Raw genomic sequence first — 14,394 nt, 5'->3', positions numbered from 1 at the left:
TGGCTCAACGTGACTTTCATGCGCAGACCGGTCCCGGACTGGAGCGGAACCCCGGTTGGCTACCGCGAGCGGCGGCGTGACTGCCCGGTCCAAACGGGGCTTGCGGGGTCCCGATGAAATGCTTGGCGGCAGGAAGCCAATCCATCGGAAGAGCGTCGTCAGGGTCGGGTGCATCGTTGAGCCTCGTTCTGGTCGAGGCTGGATTGTTCCAGTGCAGATCCGTTCTGCCAAATGGCGCGCCCTAGTATCGAAGCGCAAGCCATAGTTGGCATCCCACTTCATGGATGAATAGAACGTTTGTTCCTATGCAAATGCGCCGATTCGGCCTGTGCACGTCGCCTGAGAGGCAGCTAAGAATGGCATGCCAATTCGCCTTTGTCGGATCGGTATGGCGCATTTTATCGAAAAATCCGAGATAACTCTCAGACAACATTGTCGAAGGAAAAGATGGCATCCCACTAGGAATATAGAGCGAGGGTGCTTTCATCGCGTGCGCGGCGTCCGCCCCCGGGCGCCGGGACCGGTCACCATGTTCTCGCGCTTCCGACGTCGCCGCACCGCGGCTCCCGCCGCTTCACCCTCCGTTGCGATCCTGCCTTTGTGCGTCGCCCCCTCGGCCGAGACGCCCGGCCGGACGCGCGTGCCGTCCCTGGCGACTGCGACCCGCGACTACGCGCGCGCCCTCGACGCCGGTCTCATCGACAGCCTCAGCGCCCATGAGATGACACGTCTCTACCTCGGCATGGGCGGCGAGATCTGGGCTTGGCAGCGCGCTCGGCGCCTGGTCGGGCTTCCGGCATGGCGGGCGAAGCCGGTTCTCGTGGAGAGCGGCGAGCGGGAGGCCGCAGCCACATGGATGCTTCAGGACATCCCGATGTGGGAACGCGCGCTTACCGCCCTGGAAGCGGAAGCGGCCCGCGCCCGTCGCTACCACATGCCCCCACCGGCGCCGCTGGTCGTGCCCCCCGCGGTCATGGCCGCGATCAAGGCCCATCGCGATGCCGCCCTGGAGCGAGCGCTCCGCCGACGCGGTCGCGGGGACGAGGGTGGCGGGGGCCCGGATCTCGTCCCCACCGCTCCGACGGCCGGGCCGCCGCCCGGACGGTGAGCCCGCTCCCCCCCGAACGGAAACCTCAAGACACCATCGCCATGCACGACGCACCGTATCGCCCGATCCTGCCCCTCCCACCTGTCCCGCCCCGAACCGGTCCCGCTCCCGCACCGCTGGCCGGCGTGAAGAAGCGGAGGAGTGGGTTGCACGTAAGGTTCGTGACCCGGATGAGCGGTGAACTCAGCGCAGCCATCGGCCGGGCCGCGCGCCGGGACGGCCTCACGGGAGGCGCTTGGGTCCGACGGCTCCTGCTGGAACGGCTCGACCTGCAGTCCGCCGACGATGCGCGGAGTGGCCGGCCGGTACGGATCCCGGAGGCGCATCAAGCCGCCGTCGCCGCAGCCCTGCGCGAACTCGCAGAAGCCGGCAGCGCCGTCCGTGCCAGGGACGAGGCCGAAGCAGCCCATCGCCTGCAAGCGGCGCGCACGCATCTGATTCCCCTCGCCCTGGGGCAGGCGGAACCGTGATCTCAGGTGCGACCCGCGGTACCGGGCGTGGGGGCGCCCTGGCGCGGCACCTCCTGAAGGCCGAGAACGAGGTCGTCGTGATCCCGACGCGCGGCCTCGGGAGCACGACCCTGACGGAGCAGCTCCGCGAGTTGGTGGCGCAGTCCGCGGGCGGTCGCACCGACCGACCTGTCTATCACGTCTACTGCAGCCCCGATCCGGCCATCGCCGACAACGCCGCGGCCCGGGCACGCTTCTGGACCCTGTTCGAGACCGAGTTCGGCATGACCGGTCAGCCCTATTGCGGCGTCGAGCACGCCAAGGGCGGTCGCCTGCACGAGCATCGCGCCTATGGCTTGGTCCGTCCGTCGGGCGCGGTGGTCGATCTGTCCTGGGACTATGCCCGCCGCGAGAAGTGCGGCCGGATCGTCGAATGCGAGTTCGGGCTGGCGCCGGTGCCCTCAAAGCATGCGCGGACGGTAGCCCATAGCCTTCGGCGCGAAGGCCACTCCGGCGTGGCCGACTGGCTCGTCGCCTCCGGGTCCACCGAAGCGAAGCGGCCGGTGGCGCGCCTCACCCCACGGGAGCGCCTGATCGAGGAGCGCACCGGGGTCGCGCTCGACGACTTGCGCCGGCTGACACTGGCGGCCTGGCGCGAGACGGCGGATGGGCCGGGCTTCCTCACCGCCCTTCGGGCTCGCGGCCTCGAATTGCGGTTGGGACGGGCCGGTCCCGTCGTCGTCGACGCCAGCGGAACCGTTCACCCCGTGACCCGCCTCGTCGGCGCTGCGACACGCCGCGTCGAGGGGGCACGCATTCCCGCGGCGGAGGTGAGGCAACGATTGGCCGGGCTCAGCCTCGAAGGAGTGGGACGTGGAAGACCAGCAGATCACGCAGCGCCTTACCGCGATGGAGGCCCTGCTGAAGGGTATCCTGGAGGCCCTGGCGCCCCCGGAATCGGAGGGGTCGGGCTTCGACGACATGGTGGAGGCGCTGTCCGACCTGACGGTGGCGGTGGCGGACATGGCCGAGACGGTCCGGGCGCTGCGCTCGAACGGCTCCGTGCCGCCTCGGGAGCCCGCCGCGCGGTGATGCGCAGGCATCTTTCTGGTTTCGACGTGTCGCAGGAGCGATACCGAGGTGCCGCCGAGCGTGCGCGCAAGGCGTCCGAACGCCTCGACGACATCGCCGCGGACCGTCAGCGGCGCGGCTTGGCGCTCTGGGGGCTCACCGACATTTGGGGACTTCCGCTCCGGTGATGTTCGTTCTCGTCGCCAGGGCGAAGGTGCACCTGTCATGGCTACGGGATTCCTGAAGTGCCGGAGCCCACGCCGGCCTACATCGGCCCGCCGGACATGGGATCAGAGACGGATATCGGCGGTGACGTCCTCGGGTCGGAGCGACAGCACGAACCGGATGGCGACCCCGGCATCCGTGCGCCTGACGACATGAGCGCGACGCCGCCCCACGGTCAGGGGAGCGCCCATCGGGGGTGGCACCGCCATCTCCAGCGCCGCTCCGGTCGCGGACAAGTCGGCGATCCGGGCCGATACATTCGTTCCGTCCGCCAGGGCCACCTCGACGACCGGGTCGAGGGGCGTGACCCGGTCGGCGCCTCTCCTGTCCGCTTGGCCGTTTAGCCTGGCCCGATGCCAAGCAAGCCGCATCGCGAGGCGAGCTTTGCGGTTCGGCGACCCTTGCAGGGACAGTCGAAGGCCGTCACTCGAAACGCGGTTGACCGTCGCGTCGACGACGCCAAGCCCATCGACGTGGCAAACGACCCGGGAGCCGACAGCGACGTCCCTCTCGATGACGGCGCGCAGATCGTCGTCGCCCGACGACAGGAAGCGGCAGGTGCATTCCTCGCCTTGCGGGAGCAGGATGCGTCCGGGCAACATGACCGCTGAGGCCCGGCTCGTCGTGCCGGCTCCCTCCATCATCGGCTCCCAGACCGGAGCGGCGGAATGACCCTCGGCAGCGTGACCGATCTCCGGGCCGCGCATCTCAGAGGTCCTTCATCCAGGACATCAATGTCGCGCCGTTCTCCCGATAGGCATCGACCCGATGGCCCGTTCCGACATCCCGCGGGTTCACGCCGTAGTGGGCGTGGAAAGCTTTGCTGAAGCTTTTCAGGTTCTCGTAGCCGCAGGCGTAGGCTACGCCGGAGACGCGGGGCGGTCCCTCCTCGACCCCGGAGAGCATCCGCATGGCCTGCGCAAGGCGCCGATTGCGGATGTAGGTCATCACGCCTCCATCGGCTTCGAACAGGGCGTAGACCGGTGTGCGCGATAGCCCGAAACGGGCGCAGAGCATCTCTACGCCGAGGTCGGACCGTCCAAGATTGGCCTCGATGAATTGTCGGATCTCGATAGCGACGACGGCCGGACGGTTGTAGGCGCTGTCCGAAGCGGGTGTGAGCATCGCGTTGCATATCGAGACCGTCGCTGTTGCGAGCATGGTTCTCTGTGCCTCGTCCGACGTATCCAGGCAGTCCTGCATGTTCCGCATGTGGTCCGAGAGCAGCTTGTTCAGCGGGTTCCCGGTCCGGGCGAACCTGCTCCTGTGCAGCCGCCCCACTTCCCCCACCCGGCTATCGAATAGGCGGCGAGGAATGCAGAGGCTGGTCCCGTCAACGCTCGTCGTCGAGCGACCGAAGACGGGCTGCGCCATGTCGACCAAGACGATGGTCCCGGCTGGTATCGCCTGCTCGTCGGACGCCACCTCGACGCTCGAATGTCCGGTCAGGTGCTGCTGCAGATAGACGTGATCGACGGCGAGGGTCGCGACCTGCGACCGCGTCCGCTCCACGGTCTGGGGTGAGGAGTACGTTTTGTAGAGATGAATGCCGCCCACCTTCCAGCCGCGGAAGCTGGCCTGCCAGGGGCTCGCCGCCGTACGGTCCGGAGCAGCCGTCCAGATCGGCGCGACCGTCTCGATCCAGACCTCCCGCCGAAGGCGTTCGTCTTGGAGGCCGGAAATACCCGGGTCGATAACGTCCGGCTCCATAGGCCCCTCAGAGTTCCCTGATCCAAGACAGAAGGGTCGCGCCGCTCTCCCGGTGGGCATCGATCCGGTGGCCTACGTCGATCTCGCGCGGGTTCACGCCGTAGCGTGAATGGAAGGCCTTGCTGAAGCTCTTCAGGTTTTCGTAGCCGCAGGCATAGGCCACGCCGGAGATGCGGGACGGCCCTTCTTCGACCCCGGACAGCATGCGCATGGCCCGGGCGAGACGCCGGTTGCGGATGTAGGTCATCACGCCCCCATCGGCCTCGAACAGGGCGTAGACTGGCGTGCGCGACAGCCCGAAACGGGCGCAAAGTATCTCCACGCCGAGGTCGGACCGTCCAAGGTTGGCCTCGATGAACTGTCGGATCTCGATGGCGGCGACTGCCGGGCGGTTGTGGGCGCTATCGGAGGTCGGCGTCAACGCGGCATTGCAAAGGGCGACCGTCGCCGAGGACACAAGCGTTCGCTGCCATGCGTCCAGGCCGTCGATGCTCTTCCAGACGTTGTGCATATGGTCGCCGAGTAGGCGGATGAGCGGAGCACCCTCCTGGTCGAAGATGCGAAGATGCTGCGCGGAGAGTTCACCGACGCGGACGTCGAACAGTCTGCGTGGGAGGGCTAGATTCAGCCCTTCCATCTCGTGGGTGACGGAGCGGGCACGCTGCGCGAGATCGAACAGAACCACTCCCCCACGGGGGATCTCGGCTTCGCCGTCGGCGGTGTCGATGCCGGTGCGCCCGGACGTGTAGAGGCGCAAGACGACATGATCCACACCCTGCGTCGCGATCTGTGAGCGCGTCCGCTCGACCGCCTGGGCAGAAGCTCGCATGTGGTTGAAGAGCACGTGCCCGAGCTTCCACGAACGAAAGCTTACCGTCCGCGGGACCGGAGCCATCTTGTCGATCTGCGTTTCGTAGACCGGCGCAATCGCCCGAACCCAGGCCTCCCTACGGAGGCGCTCGTCGTCGATCAGCGAAAAGTCCGTCTCAACCGCCTCTGTCTGCATCCCGAGGCCCCCCACTTGGCCCCCTCCATTCAGCACCGGTGAGGTGAGGTCAAGCACCGCCTCGAAAAACACCGCGAATAGCGCACTGAAATTTGGAACGGGACGTCAGTAGACATAGTCGGGACGATAGTAGACACAATACATCTAAGCATGGAAGAAATATTACCCACCAATAAACCTTGAGAAGAGAGCATTTGGGGCATCCGACATCGTGCGTCGGACACGCAAGGATCCTCGCTCCATGTCCTCATCGATCACCTTGTCCGCCGCGACGCGTCAGAACCTGCTCTCGCTGCAGGACACCGCCGCCCTGGCTGCCACGAACCAGAACCGGCTCTCGACGGGTAAGAAGGTCAACTCGGCTCTCGACAACCCGGTGAACTTCTTCACCGCCCAAAGCCTCTCCGACCGCTCCTCCGCCCTGTCGGGCCTGCTCGACGGCATCTCCAACGGCATCCAGACCATCCAGGCCGCCAACACCGGTGCCTCGAAGATCGCCGACCTCGTGAAGTCGCTGCAATCGACCATCGCGCAGGCCCAGTCCGACGCCGCCGCCAATCGGCCGACCGTGACCGGGACGGCCCTCGCCACCGCCGCCCAGGCGAAGGCCGCCGGCACCAGCCTGCGTACGACGGTGATGAACATGGCGCTCGGAGGGACCGCCGCTCCCCCAAGCGACACGGCGGCCGGGGCGCTCGGCATCTCCGGAGCCGCTCTCTCCGTCACGCTGACGGACGGCGAGAACACCTTCACCCGCGCCCTGACCCCGACCTCGACGGTCGGCGACCTCGTCGACGCGATCAACGCCTCGGGCCTTGCCACGGCCGCGGTCGACGACGCCGGCAAGCTCACGGTGACGGGCAACTCCGACAAGCTCAAGGTCGGCATCGGCGGCGGCGCGACCGCGGCTGCCGCCTTGACGGATGCCCAGAGCGGCAACGGCAACGACGAACTCGGCCTGACGGCGGGCGCCTACACGACCGGCCTGACCAACGACAAGACGTCGGCGGCCCGCACGGCGCTGGCCTCGCAGTTCAACGACCTGCGCACCCAGATCGACCAGATCGCCAAGGATTCCGGCTTCAACGGCACCAACCTGCTCGGTGGCGACGCGCTGAGCGTGATCTTCAACGAGAAGACCGGGTCCGACCAGTCGAAGCTGACCATCGCCGGGCGCAAGCTCACCGCCGACAGCCTCGGCGTGTCGAAGGCGGTGAACGGCACTGCGGCGACCGGCGAGTTTAACATCCAGACCGACAAGGGCCTGTCGGCGATGCAGGACACGCTGAAGACCGCGCTCGCCAGCCTGAAGAGCCTGCAATCGGGCTTCGGCTCGAACCTGTCGAACGTGCAGGTGCGCCAGGACTTCAGCCGGCAGGTCGGCAACATCCTCGACACCGGCGCGGCCAATCTCGTCAACGCCGACATGAACGAGGAGGCGGCCAACAGCCAGGCGCTGTCGACCCGGCAGTCCCTCGGCGTCTCGGCGCTCTCGCTCGCCAACACCGCCCAGCAGGGCATCCTCCAGCTCCTGCGCTGAGCCTCGGCCCCATGCGACCCGGCGGCTGGCTGGGTCGCTCATCCCGCACGGGCCGGGGCTTCCGTCAGCCCCGTTCACACCTTCGCATCACCCGACCTCCCCGCAGGACAAGCCGCCCGTGACCTCGGCAAGAACGCTGTCGCTGATCCTTCTGGCAACCGTCATCGGTCCTTCGGCGGCGCGTGCCGGCCCGATCAAGGACCAGTGGGCCGCCGAAACCTCGCAAACCCGCCATGGGCGCACGGTCCGCACCGTCGTGACATTCTCCTACGACGGGCAGGTGCGGAACGGCCGCGCCCTTTGGCTAGTCGACGTCCGCTGCGAGACGCGCGCTCCGGGGACGGGCGAGGTCTCCGCGGTCACCGGTTCGGGCACCGCCATGCTCGCCCAGGGTAGCTGGAGTGGCAACGCACCGCCCATCGGTGACGTGTCCGTCATCGAGCCGGAGAACGACCTCCAGGGTGGCAAGGGCAGGCTTGAGGTCGGCAACCCAGCCTGCGCATCCGGCCTCCCAACCATCAAGCGGAGCTCTGAAGGGGCGGCGGCGCCGACGCTGCCGAAGGTCGAGCCGACCGGTCGGCCGTGGATGCACAACGGCAGCATGGTCATGATCGACCCCGAAGCCGGGATCATCGCCTATCGCGATCCCAGAGCGTCCCTACGCCCTGCGGTGAGCGTCGGTAGCGTGCTGTTCCGAGGCTCCCTCAAGCCCGGCGGCGGTGCGCACGGCACCGCCTACGCCTTCAAGCAGGGCTGCCCGCCCGCACCCTACCCGGTGCGCGGCCGGTACTCCGACCACGACTACACGCTGACCCTGCGCGGCGCCGGTCCCGTCCGGCGTGGCTGCGAGGTCATCGGCTACTCCGCCCAGAGCCCGCACACCTCCCTCCTGTTCACATACCTCCTCGACGATTGAAGGCCGCACCATGCACGAAGTCATCAAATGCACCTTCCTCGGCATCGGCTCGGTCGCTCTGGGTGACCTGCAAACCAATCCGTCGGGTCGGGAGGTCTGGACGGGGGTGCGCATCAGGACCGATGCCGGCAAGACCCGGTTCCTGAAGGGCATGCTGGTCGAGGCGGAGGCCGCCCTGATCATCAACGAGGCGATGGACCGGGGGACGGAGCTTGAGATTTGGTTCTCGGGCAAGGAGGAGCGGGCCTATCCTTACGGGATCAAGTCCGCCACGGAGGAGTGGTACCACGATGGGTACAGCGACTACCTCCGTCGCCAGGGGATAAAATTCCTGGTGATCGGCGTCCTGATGCTGCCCCTGCTCGGAATTGGCGTCTTCGGCATCATCCAGGCGTTCGTCTTCTTCGGCGCCTCGACGACGTTCGCCGCGTACTACTCCCGGCAGACATTCGAGCGGGGGTACGAGGAAGGCGTGCTGAAGCCGAGGGCTGAGAGGGCGGCCTACAGGCAGATGAGGGCTGCCTAAGCGAATACTGTCATGTCTCAGGCCGCCTCGTCTGCCGGCAAGGTAGAGGTCACCTCCGCGACCGTGCGGAATGATTCGAGTAGGTCCGGGTATCGAGAGGCCAGAAACCGATGCACCTCCTGATTGGCGAGCATCCGGGAAAGGTAGCCTTTGGCCACCGTCAGATGGAGGTTGTCGCGGCTGAACGTCTCCTGGATCGCGCCGACGGACATCTGCAGGTTTTCAAGTTCGCGCTCCATGCGGGCCATCGCGGCCGGCGTCACGCCCTTCGGCTTGGCCTTCGCACCCGCCAGGAGTTCCGATTGGGGTGTTCCGGCCAGGATCGCCGAGGCGTACGCCACGCTGTAGTTGTTGTGCTGGATCATGAGGTCGGCCGCGGCCATCTGCCGGAGGGGCTTCATCTTCCGCAGGATGTCAAAGACCGACAGCGGGCAGTGACGGTCCGCGAGTTGGCCCACAACCTCCTCGCAGATCCCGTCGAGGATCTTCACGCGGCGCTTGATGCTGACGACGTCCATCGACATGGCGGCCGCGATCTTCTCCTGTGGCACGCCTCGTTCCATCGCACGCACGATCATCGCGCGCTCCATCACGGGGGAGACCCGGCTGACGCTCCGGTTGTAGGTGAAGGCCTCGTCGTCCTTGGAGACGAGGCACTCGACCTCCGTCTGCCCTGCGTCCTTGAGGATCTCCACCCGGAGGTGACCGTCCAGCAGGAGGTAGCGCCCTGGGGCGGCAGCGTCGCGCGCAATGACCGGTGGTTCCACGACGCCGATTTCCCGGATGGATTGCGCGATCTGGGTGTACTTGTGGCTGGCTTTGACGGTCGGCCTCAGGGTCTTCACCGGCATCAGGGCATTGATCGGCACGACCACGATCTCGGGCTCGAACCCGAGCACGAACGCCTTCTTTCCCTTCTCGCTCATGTCGCCCTCCCGGAAACGCGGTCGTCGAGATCGGCCGGCATGGCATCGAGCCGCTCCGCTCGCAGCAACGCCACGAAGGCGGCATCACCCCTGAGCTTGCGCATGGCCTCGACCACGAACATTAGGCGCGACTGCGTGAGTTCGGCCTTCTTGACCAGCACCCTCTCGCGCCCGGCCTCCTGCTGGAAAACCTTGAGCAGCGCGGCCGTGGATGTCGGCCGCCGCGGTGTCTCCTTCCGCCCGAAAGGGTTCGCGTCGGCCTCCCGACCACGCTTCCGGCGCGCTTCAAGCAGGCGGCGGACCTTGATCAGTTTCCCGCCGGACAGCTTCTTTTCAGCGTAGGCCTGCGCCAGAAGGGCCTGAACCCCCGTCTCGTCCGCCTTGGCGATCTCGACGGCGACGCTTACGGGAAGGATCCCCGTCTCGACAGCCGACAGCAGCCGCTCCTCGCCGCGCTCGATCAAGCCCCCGACCATGGAGACCCATTGCGGCGTACACCCGATCTTCGCCGCGATTTGAGTGTCCGTGTAGCCGCGCCCCCGCAGGGCACCTACATCGTGTAGAAGGTCCGCGGGCCGATGCTTGCGGCGGGCGCAGTTCTCCACGAGGCTCATGACCAAGCAGTCCTGCTCGCTCGCCTCGATCACGATGGCGGCGACCGTCGTTTCGCCGAGGTCGATGCAGGCTTTCAGCCGTCCTTCGCCGCAAACGACGCCGTAAGCCTCTTGCCCGTCTGTAGACGGGATCCGCGTGACCGTGATCGGGCGCTTCAGGCCCACCTTGCCGATGTTTTCCACGATTTCGCGGAAACGCTGCTTCTCGCGCGAACGCGGGTTGAGCACCGTGATCCGGTCGACTGGGATCGTGGCGATTCGTCTGCTGACCCGTTCCGTCATGCCGCCTCCGTGAAGCTGGCTCGTGCCGCGAGCGAGAAGAAGAAGCCAAGGTCGTCGAAGCGGTAGCCGTCGAGGGAGAGCCCGTTGCTCTCGGCGAGGCGCAGGTGCGACTCGGTCATGTCGATGCGGGGTAGGACGTAATAGTCCAGCGGCGCTGCGTTGCCTGCGTCCATGCGGACCGCGACCGTCACGTCCGGCGCTAGCCCGCTATCGAGGCGGATGCGCCAGCGCGCCGAGCCTGCGGCCGTACTGCGATAGCGGGCGATGACCACGGAGGCGGTGAACTCGCCGTTGACGTCGAGCAGGTCGGTGACCGGGTCGCAGGCGACGGTGCCGCCAGCCCGCTCCAGGCCGGTCCTCACAGCGGTGAGGACCTCGGGATGCAGGGCGCGCAGGTGCCGGTTCGCCTCGATGTAACGATAATCCCGGTCGGGCGCGTAGCCCACCAAGCGATAGGCGCGCAGAAGGCTTCCGAAGCGACGTCGATAGACGCTGCTCGACGGCATGTCTTCGCGCTCGTCGATGACGAGGCTCGACAGCGCGCCGGTCGCGCGCAGGAGCCGAGCGAGCAGGTCGAGCAGTTCCGCGTCGTCGTAGCGGCGGCTTCGATCCTCGACAATGGTGCGAGCGCGCTCGAAAGCCTCGGCGTCCACCACCGGCCTGAATGCCCCCTTGGCGACGACCCAGAGCGCCGGGGCGTTCGTGACCCGCCGCTGCTTTAGCTTGTTAGAGACGCGGTTGTAGACGTTGTCGCCGACATACTTCGGGTTCGTCAGAATCTGGTGCACCGTTCCCCGCGTCCACGGACGCCCGAGGTCGGTCGAGATTCCCTCCCGGTTGAGCCTTTCGGCGATGGCGCGTTCCGGCTCCCCTGAGACGAACAGGGCGTAGATCCGCCGAACCGTCGCCACTTCGGCGTCGGGCCCCGGCACGAGGATGACCCGGTCGGTCTGCAGGCTCTTACGCTCGCCATGGCGCAGTTCGGCCTTGGTCGCGCCGTGCTCGTCGATGAGCAGGCGGCGCAGGCCGTACCCCGCCATACCTCCTTGGCGGTAACCCTTTTCGACCAAGCGGCACTGCCCGGCGAAGACCTTCACCGACAGTTCCCGGCTGTACTCACCGGCCATCACGCGCTTGACCGCTTTAAGCAGCGTCGACCCGATGCTGCCGTCGTTGTCGAACTGCTCGGCGCAGTAGTGGACCGTGATGCCTGCCTTGCGACAGGTGTGCTCGTGATGCGCCCCCTCGTCGGCGTCCTGAAATCGTCCCCAACGGCTGACGTCGTAAACGAGGATCGCCTCATAATCGGCCCGTCCGCACTCGACGTCGGCCAACAACCGGCGCATGGCGTCCCGCCCCTCCAGCGTCAGCCCGCTGCGGCCGGCATCCTCGTAGACTCGGACGATCTCGAAACCCCGCTCCTCGGCGTAGCGCCGAATGAGCGCAAGCTGGTTCTCCGGCGAGAAGGTCTGCGGCTCGGTCGACATACGCACGTAGGCGGCCGCCCGCTTCGGCCCGTGCGGGTAGTGGTCCTGGGCGATGCCTCTACGGATCGACCTCAACCGACGGCCTCCGCTCATGTGCAGCTTACGGCAGGGGGCACCCACGCGGCCGGAAGCAATTCCCTTCCGAACCTAGACGTAGGAGGTCGGGAATGTCGTTTCCGAAAGAGGGCAATGAGTTTCCCCGGGCCGGTCGACGGCGATCCGGGCGGACGGTGGCCACGGAGATCGCTGGGGCACTGCGGCGGGAACTCGGAAACACACACGCAGCCGTGAAGACGGCTGCGCAGTGGACGGGGGCCAGCGAGCGGGCCGCCAAGAACTGGTTAGCCGGACGGTATGCCCCGAGCGGTGAACATCTCGTGGCGCTGACCGAGCGATCGGAAGAGGTACTGTTTGCGCTCCTAGTCCTGGCGCGTCGGAAGGAGGTCGCGTCCGTGGTCGCCGCGGCGGATGTGCGCGAACGCCTACGACGGGCCCTGGCCGCCCTTGATGAGATGCCCTGATGCAGCGAGGAGGATCTCGGTCATCCACCGGGTACGGGAAGATGCGAAATACCCGAAGATAAGCGCGGGATTCCCTGAGGATGGCCCCTAGGCCCCCCCGCGTGGGAGGCGAGGTTAGCAGCGTTCACGGAGCTACCACCCCACTATGCTGGGCGATTTCTGCCCGTGGCACGCCTTCCAGCTAGCGCTTTGCCTCCGACCGAAGGATCGACACTGTCCTAAGGCTGTCCTAAGCCGATACCCAAAGGCCGAGGTGCTTCGCTAAGTGACTGTAAATGCTGGCGACCCCGGTAGGGCTCGAACCTACGACCTGCCGCTTAGAAGGCGGCTGCTCTATCCAGCTGAGCTACGGAGTCTGCGTGCCACGAGGGCCAAAAGGCACGGGACCGAGCCGGGGTCAAGCCTCGCCGCCACCGCGCGCTTTTCCCTCGGAATAGAGCCCGGGCGCCTCTTCCCGGGCTGCGTCCGACAGGGGCGGATCAGCGCCCAAGCTCACCCTGGCGCGGCGGGGTCACAGGCCATCCACCGGCTGACAGGCGGTGAAGCAGCATGCCGGCCAGCATCGCCGCGACGAACACGGCGACGGGCGGCAGGCCGAGCACGAGGCCGGCGAGAGCCGGGCCGGGGCAGAAGCCCGCAAGCCCCCAGCCGATGCCGAACAGCGCAGCACCGCCGATGAGGCGGGCATCGAGCTTCGATGTCGTCGGGATCTCGAAGCGCGGGGCGAGCAACGGCCGCGCCATCCGCGCCCGGATCAGGTAGCCGAGTCCCGAGACGCCGACCGCGCCGCCGAGGACGAAGACGAGGCTCGGGTCCCACGCCCCCGCGATATCGAGAAAGCCGAGCACCTTCTCGGGATCCATCATGCCCGACAGGGCGAGGCCGAAGCCGAAGAGCAGGCCGCTGACCAGCGCGGTCGCCGAGCGGAGGAGGTTCATCGTGCCACTCCGTGCCGGACCAGGAACACGGTGATCATGGCGGTGGCCATGAAGGTGGCGACCGCTGCGAAGGAGCGCGGCGAGAGCCGCGCAAGGCCGCACACGCCGTGGCCGCTCGTGCAGCCGGAGCCGAGCCGCGTGCCGTATCCGACGAGCAGGCCCGCGATCACGAGCACCGGCCAGAAGGCGCTCAGGGGAGCTCCAAGGCGTACGTCCGGTCCGTGTCCGGCCGCCAGCCGGAACAGGACCGGACCGAGCAGAAGGCCGACGAGGAAGGCGATCCGCCAGCCGGCCTCGCGGCCGCTTAACCCGAGCAGTCCGCCGACGATGCCGCTGATCCCGGCGATGCGTCCGTTGGCGAGAAGCAGGAGTGCCGCGGCCGTGCCGATCAGTGCACCGCCCGCGAGAGGGGCAAGGAAGGTCGTCATTCCCGATCTCCGATCTGTTCGAACGAGGCGGTCGCCCCCCAGGCTCGGCTGGGAATCACGAGCCGTCCGGCGATACGCCCCACTCGGTAGCACCGCTTGCGCGCTCGGTCCCCATGCCTTCTCCAGTGGTCGAACCTGCCGAGAGGAGGACCGAAGCGGCAAGCGTCCTCGCCCAGCGAAGGCAGCGTGGTGGAGTGCCGATGGCACGAGCCTCTTCCACCGGGATGGCCGAAGTCCACGAACATCCTGCCACGAACATCCTGGAGGATGAGTGCTCACAGCTCGAGGCAGAAGGATGCGTCGTCAGAAGGCCTCTGCGCGGCGCTTAGAAAGGCCGTGGCGGCGTCTTTCGCGCTTTCTGCGATTTTCCGATTGACGAGGCGTGCCGGGCTCCGTATACCCCCTTTCACCGACGGGGCGCCGCGGTCCACCACTGGGTGGCCGAGAGCTTCGACGGTCTTCGGGATTGTTGGTGGAGCGGAGCTGATCCGGGTGACTGGATCGGGCGATCGCTGTCCTTCTCGTCTCGGGGTGTTGGTCGTCTCCGGCGCAGTGGCGCTTTCGCGGGGCGGTTGACAGGACGGTTCGCCGGCTCTAGACGCCGCGGACCGCTGGCGGCGGACTTCGATCCGGCCGCGGACTTCATC

Annotated in this window: 15 protein-coding genes and 1 tRNA gene; 7 read left to right on the top strand and 9 right to left on the bottom strand. The window is 67.2% G+C overall.

What is annotated here, in order from left to right; translation table 11 throughout:
- The first annotated feature begins 640 nt into the window (after window positions 1-640).
- The 3 genes from HNR51_RS18815 (at window position 641) to HNR51_RS18805 (ending at window position 2,816) form a co-directional block, all read left to right on the top strand.
- Window positions 641-1,108 (top strand): hypothetical protein, encoded by a 468-nt coding sequence (locus HNR51_RS18815; RefSeq protein WP_182555992.1) that lies wholly within the window; start codon window positions 641-643, stop codon window positions 1,106-1,108.
- Between the two features lie 170 nt (window positions 1,109-1,278).
- Window positions 1,279-1,578 (top strand): hypothetical protein, encoded by a 300-nt coding sequence (locus tag HNR51_RS18810; protein WP_182555991.1) that lies wholly within the window; start codon window positions 1,279-1,281, stop codon window positions 1,576-1,578.
- On the top strand, window positions 1,575-2,816 hold the full coding sequence (locus HNR51_RS18805; RefSeq protein ID WP_182555990.1) for a relaxase/mobilization nuclease domain-containing protein: 1,242 nt from the start codon (window positions 1,575-1,577) through the stop codon (window positions 2,814-2,816). Before HNR51_RS18810 ends, HNR51_RS18805 begins: the two co-directional genes overlap by 4 nt.
- 102 nt (window positions 2,817-2,918) lie before the next feature.
- Here the strand turns inward: HNR51_RS18805 and HNR51_RS18800 are convergent, their stop codons facing one another.
- Genes HNR51_RS18800 through HNR51_RS18790 form a run of 3 tightly spaced genes read right to left on the bottom strand, consistent with a single transcriptional unit; the run spans window position 2,919 to window position 5,569 of the window.
- Window positions 2,919-3,560 carry a PilZ domain-containing protein gene (locus HNR51_RS18800; RefSeq protein WP_239681420.1) on the bottom strand — a complete coding sequence of 214 codons (642 nt, stop codon included), beginning with the start codon at window positions 3,558-3,560 and terminating at the stop codon, window positions 2,919-2,921.
- A gap of 1 nt (window position 3,561) precedes the next feature.
- A complete protein-coding gene (locus HNR51_RS18795) occupies window positions 3,562-4,563 on the bottom strand; it encodes a helix-turn-helix domain-containing protein (RefSeq protein WP_182555989.1) in 1,002 nt (333 codons plus the stop codon).
- 7 nt (window positions 4,564-4,570) lie between these two features.
- Window positions 4,571-5,569 (bottom strand): helix-turn-helix domain-containing protein, encoded by a 999-nt coding sequence (locus tag HNR51_RS18790; RefSeq protein WP_182555988.1) that lies wholly within the window; start codon window positions 5,567-5,569, stop codon window positions 4,571-4,573.
- Window positions 5,570-5,810: 241 nt separating this feature from the next.
- On the opposite strand from HNR51_RS18790, the gene HNR51_RS18785 reads away from it, so the two are divergent.
- The 3 genes from HNR51_RS18785 (at window position 5,811) to HNR51_RS18775 (ending at window position 8,551) form a co-directional block, all read left to right on the top strand.
- Window positions 5,811-7,109, top strand: coding sequence for a flagellin N-terminal helical domain-containing protein (locus HNR51_RS18785; RefSeq protein ID WP_182555987.1), 1,299 nt, complete (start codon window positions 5,811-5,813; stop codon window positions 7,107-7,109).
- 118 nt (window positions 7,110-7,227) lie between these two features.
- Entirely contained in the window at window positions 7,228-8,025 is a 798-nt protein-coding gene (locus HNR51_RS18780) for a hypothetical protein (RefSeq protein WP_182555986.1), read from the top strand.
- Between the two features lie 10 nt (window positions 8,026-8,035).
- The gene (locus tag HNR51_RS18775) at window positions 8,036-8,551 is read left to right on the top strand and encodes a hypothetical protein (protein ID WP_182555985.1); all 516 of its coding nucleotides are present in this window, start codon (window positions 8,036-8,038) and stop codon (window positions 8,549-8,551) included.
- A 17-nt stretch (window positions 8,552-8,568) separates the two neighbouring features.
- Here the strand turns inward: HNR51_RS18775 and HNR51_RS18770 are convergent, their stop codons facing one another.
- The 3 genes from HNR51_RS18770 to HNR51_RS18760 are packed head-to-tail and all read right to left on the bottom strand — an operon-like array spanning window position 8,569 to window position 11,935.
- Window positions 8,569-9,477, bottom strand: a complete 909-nt coding sequence (locus tag HNR51_RS18770) for a plasmid partitioning protein RepB C-terminal domain-containing protein (RefSeq protein ID WP_182555984.1) — start codon at window positions 9,475-9,477, stop codon at window positions 8,569-8,571.
- On the bottom strand, window positions 9,474-10,373 hold the full coding sequence (locus HNR51_RS18765; protein WP_182555983.1) for a plasmid partitioning protein RepB C-terminal domain-containing protein: 900 nt from the start codon (window positions 10,371-10,373) through the stop codon (window positions 9,474-9,476). Before HNR51_RS18765 ends, HNR51_RS18770 begins: the two co-directional genes overlap by 4 nt.
- Window positions 10,370-11,935, bottom strand: a complete 1,566-nt coding sequence (locus HNR51_RS18760; protein WP_210280151.1) for a recombinase family protein — start codon at window positions 11,933-11,935, stop codon at window positions 10,370-10,372. The genes HNR51_RS18765 and HNR51_RS18760 overlap by 4 nt, the downstream gene beginning before the upstream one ends.
- Before the next feature lie 92 nt (window positions 11,936-12,027).
- Between HNR51_RS18760 and HNR51_RS18755 the strand changes: the two genes are divergently transcribed.
- Window positions 12,028-12,381: a hypothetical protein gene (locus HNR51_RS18755; protein WP_182555982.1), complete on the top strand. Its 354-nt coding sequence runs from the start codon at window positions 12,028-12,030 to the stop codon at window positions 12,379-12,381.
- A 279-nt stretch (window positions 12,382-12,660) separates the two neighbouring features.
- Here the strand turns inward: HNR51_RS18755 and HNR51_RS18750 are convergent.
- The 3 genes from HNR51_RS18750 to HNR51_RS18740 form a co-directional block, all read right to left on the bottom strand.
- Window positions 12,661-12,737: transfer RNA gene (locus tag HNR51_RS18750), tRNA-Arg, on the bottom strand.
- A gap of 123 nt (window positions 12,738-12,860) precedes the next feature.
- A complete protein-coding gene (locus HNR51_RS18745; protein WP_182555981.1) occupies window positions 12,861-13,319 on the bottom strand; it encodes a YeeE/YedE family protein in 459 nt (152 codons plus the stop codon).
- Window positions 13,316-13,747: a YeeE/YedE family protein gene (locus HNR51_RS18740; RefSeq protein WP_182555980.1), complete on the bottom strand. Its 432-nt coding sequence runs from the start codon at window positions 13,745-13,747 to the stop codon at window positions 13,316-13,318. Before HNR51_RS18740 ends, HNR51_RS18745 begins: the two co-directional genes overlap by 4 nt.
- Between the last annotated feature and the right edge of the window lie 647 nt (window positions 13,748-14,394).

The organism is Methylorubrum thiocyanatum, from assembly GCA_014138645.1.
Classification (GTDB): domain Bacteria; phylum Pseudomonadota; class Alphaproteobacteria; order Rhizobiales; family Beijerinckiaceae; genus Methylobacterium; species Methylobacterium thiocyanatum.
Note: the sequence above shows the minus strand (reverse complement) of the source record. Positions and strands in the feature narration are given on the sequence as shown.

Coding starts and splice junctions, on each gene's coding strand:
- HNR51_RS18810 (WP_182555991.1), top strand. CDS start 1,279: ATGAGCGGTGAACTCAGCGCAGCCATCGGCCGGGCCGCGCGCCGGGAC.
- HNR51_RS18800 (WP_239681420.1), bottom strand. CDS start 3,560: ATGCGCGGCCCGGAGATCGGTCACGCTGCCGAGGGTCATTCCGCCGCT.
- HNR51_RS18795 (WP_182555989.1), bottom strand. CDS start 4,563: ATGGAGCCGGACGTTATCGACCCGGGTATTTCCGGCCTCCAAGACGAA.
- HNR51_RS18790 (WP_182555988.1), bottom strand. CDS start 5,569: ATGCAGACAGAGGCGGTTGAGACGGACTTTTCGCTGATCGACGACGAG.
- HNR51_RS18785 (WP_182555987.1), top strand. CDS start 5,811: ATGTCCTCATCGATCACCTTGTCCGCCGCGACGCGTCAGAACCTGCTC.
- HNR51_RS18775 (WP_182555985.1), top strand. CDS start 8,036: ATGCACGAAGTCATCAAATGCACCTTCCTCGGCATCGGCTCGGTCGCT.
- HNR51_RS18770 (WP_182555984.1), bottom strand. CDS start 9,477: ATGAGCGAGAAGGGAAAGAAGGCGTTCGTGCTCGGGTTCGAGCCCGAG.
- HNR51_RS18765 (WP_182555983.1), bottom strand. CDS start 10,373: ATGACGGAACGGGTCAGCAGACGAATCGCCACGATCCCAGTCGACCGG.
- HNR51_RS18755 (WP_182555982.1), top strand. CDS start 12,028: ATGTCGTTTCCGAAAGAGGGCAATGAGTTTCCCCGGGCCGGTCGACGG.
- HNR51_RS18745 (WP_182555981.1), bottom strand. CDS start 13,319: ATGAACCTCCTCCGCTCGGCGACCGCGCTGGTCAGCGGCCTGCTCTTC.
- HNR51_RS18740 (WP_182555980.1), bottom strand. CDS start 13,747: ATGACGACCTTCCTTGCCCCTCTCGCGGGCGGTGCACTGATCGGCACG.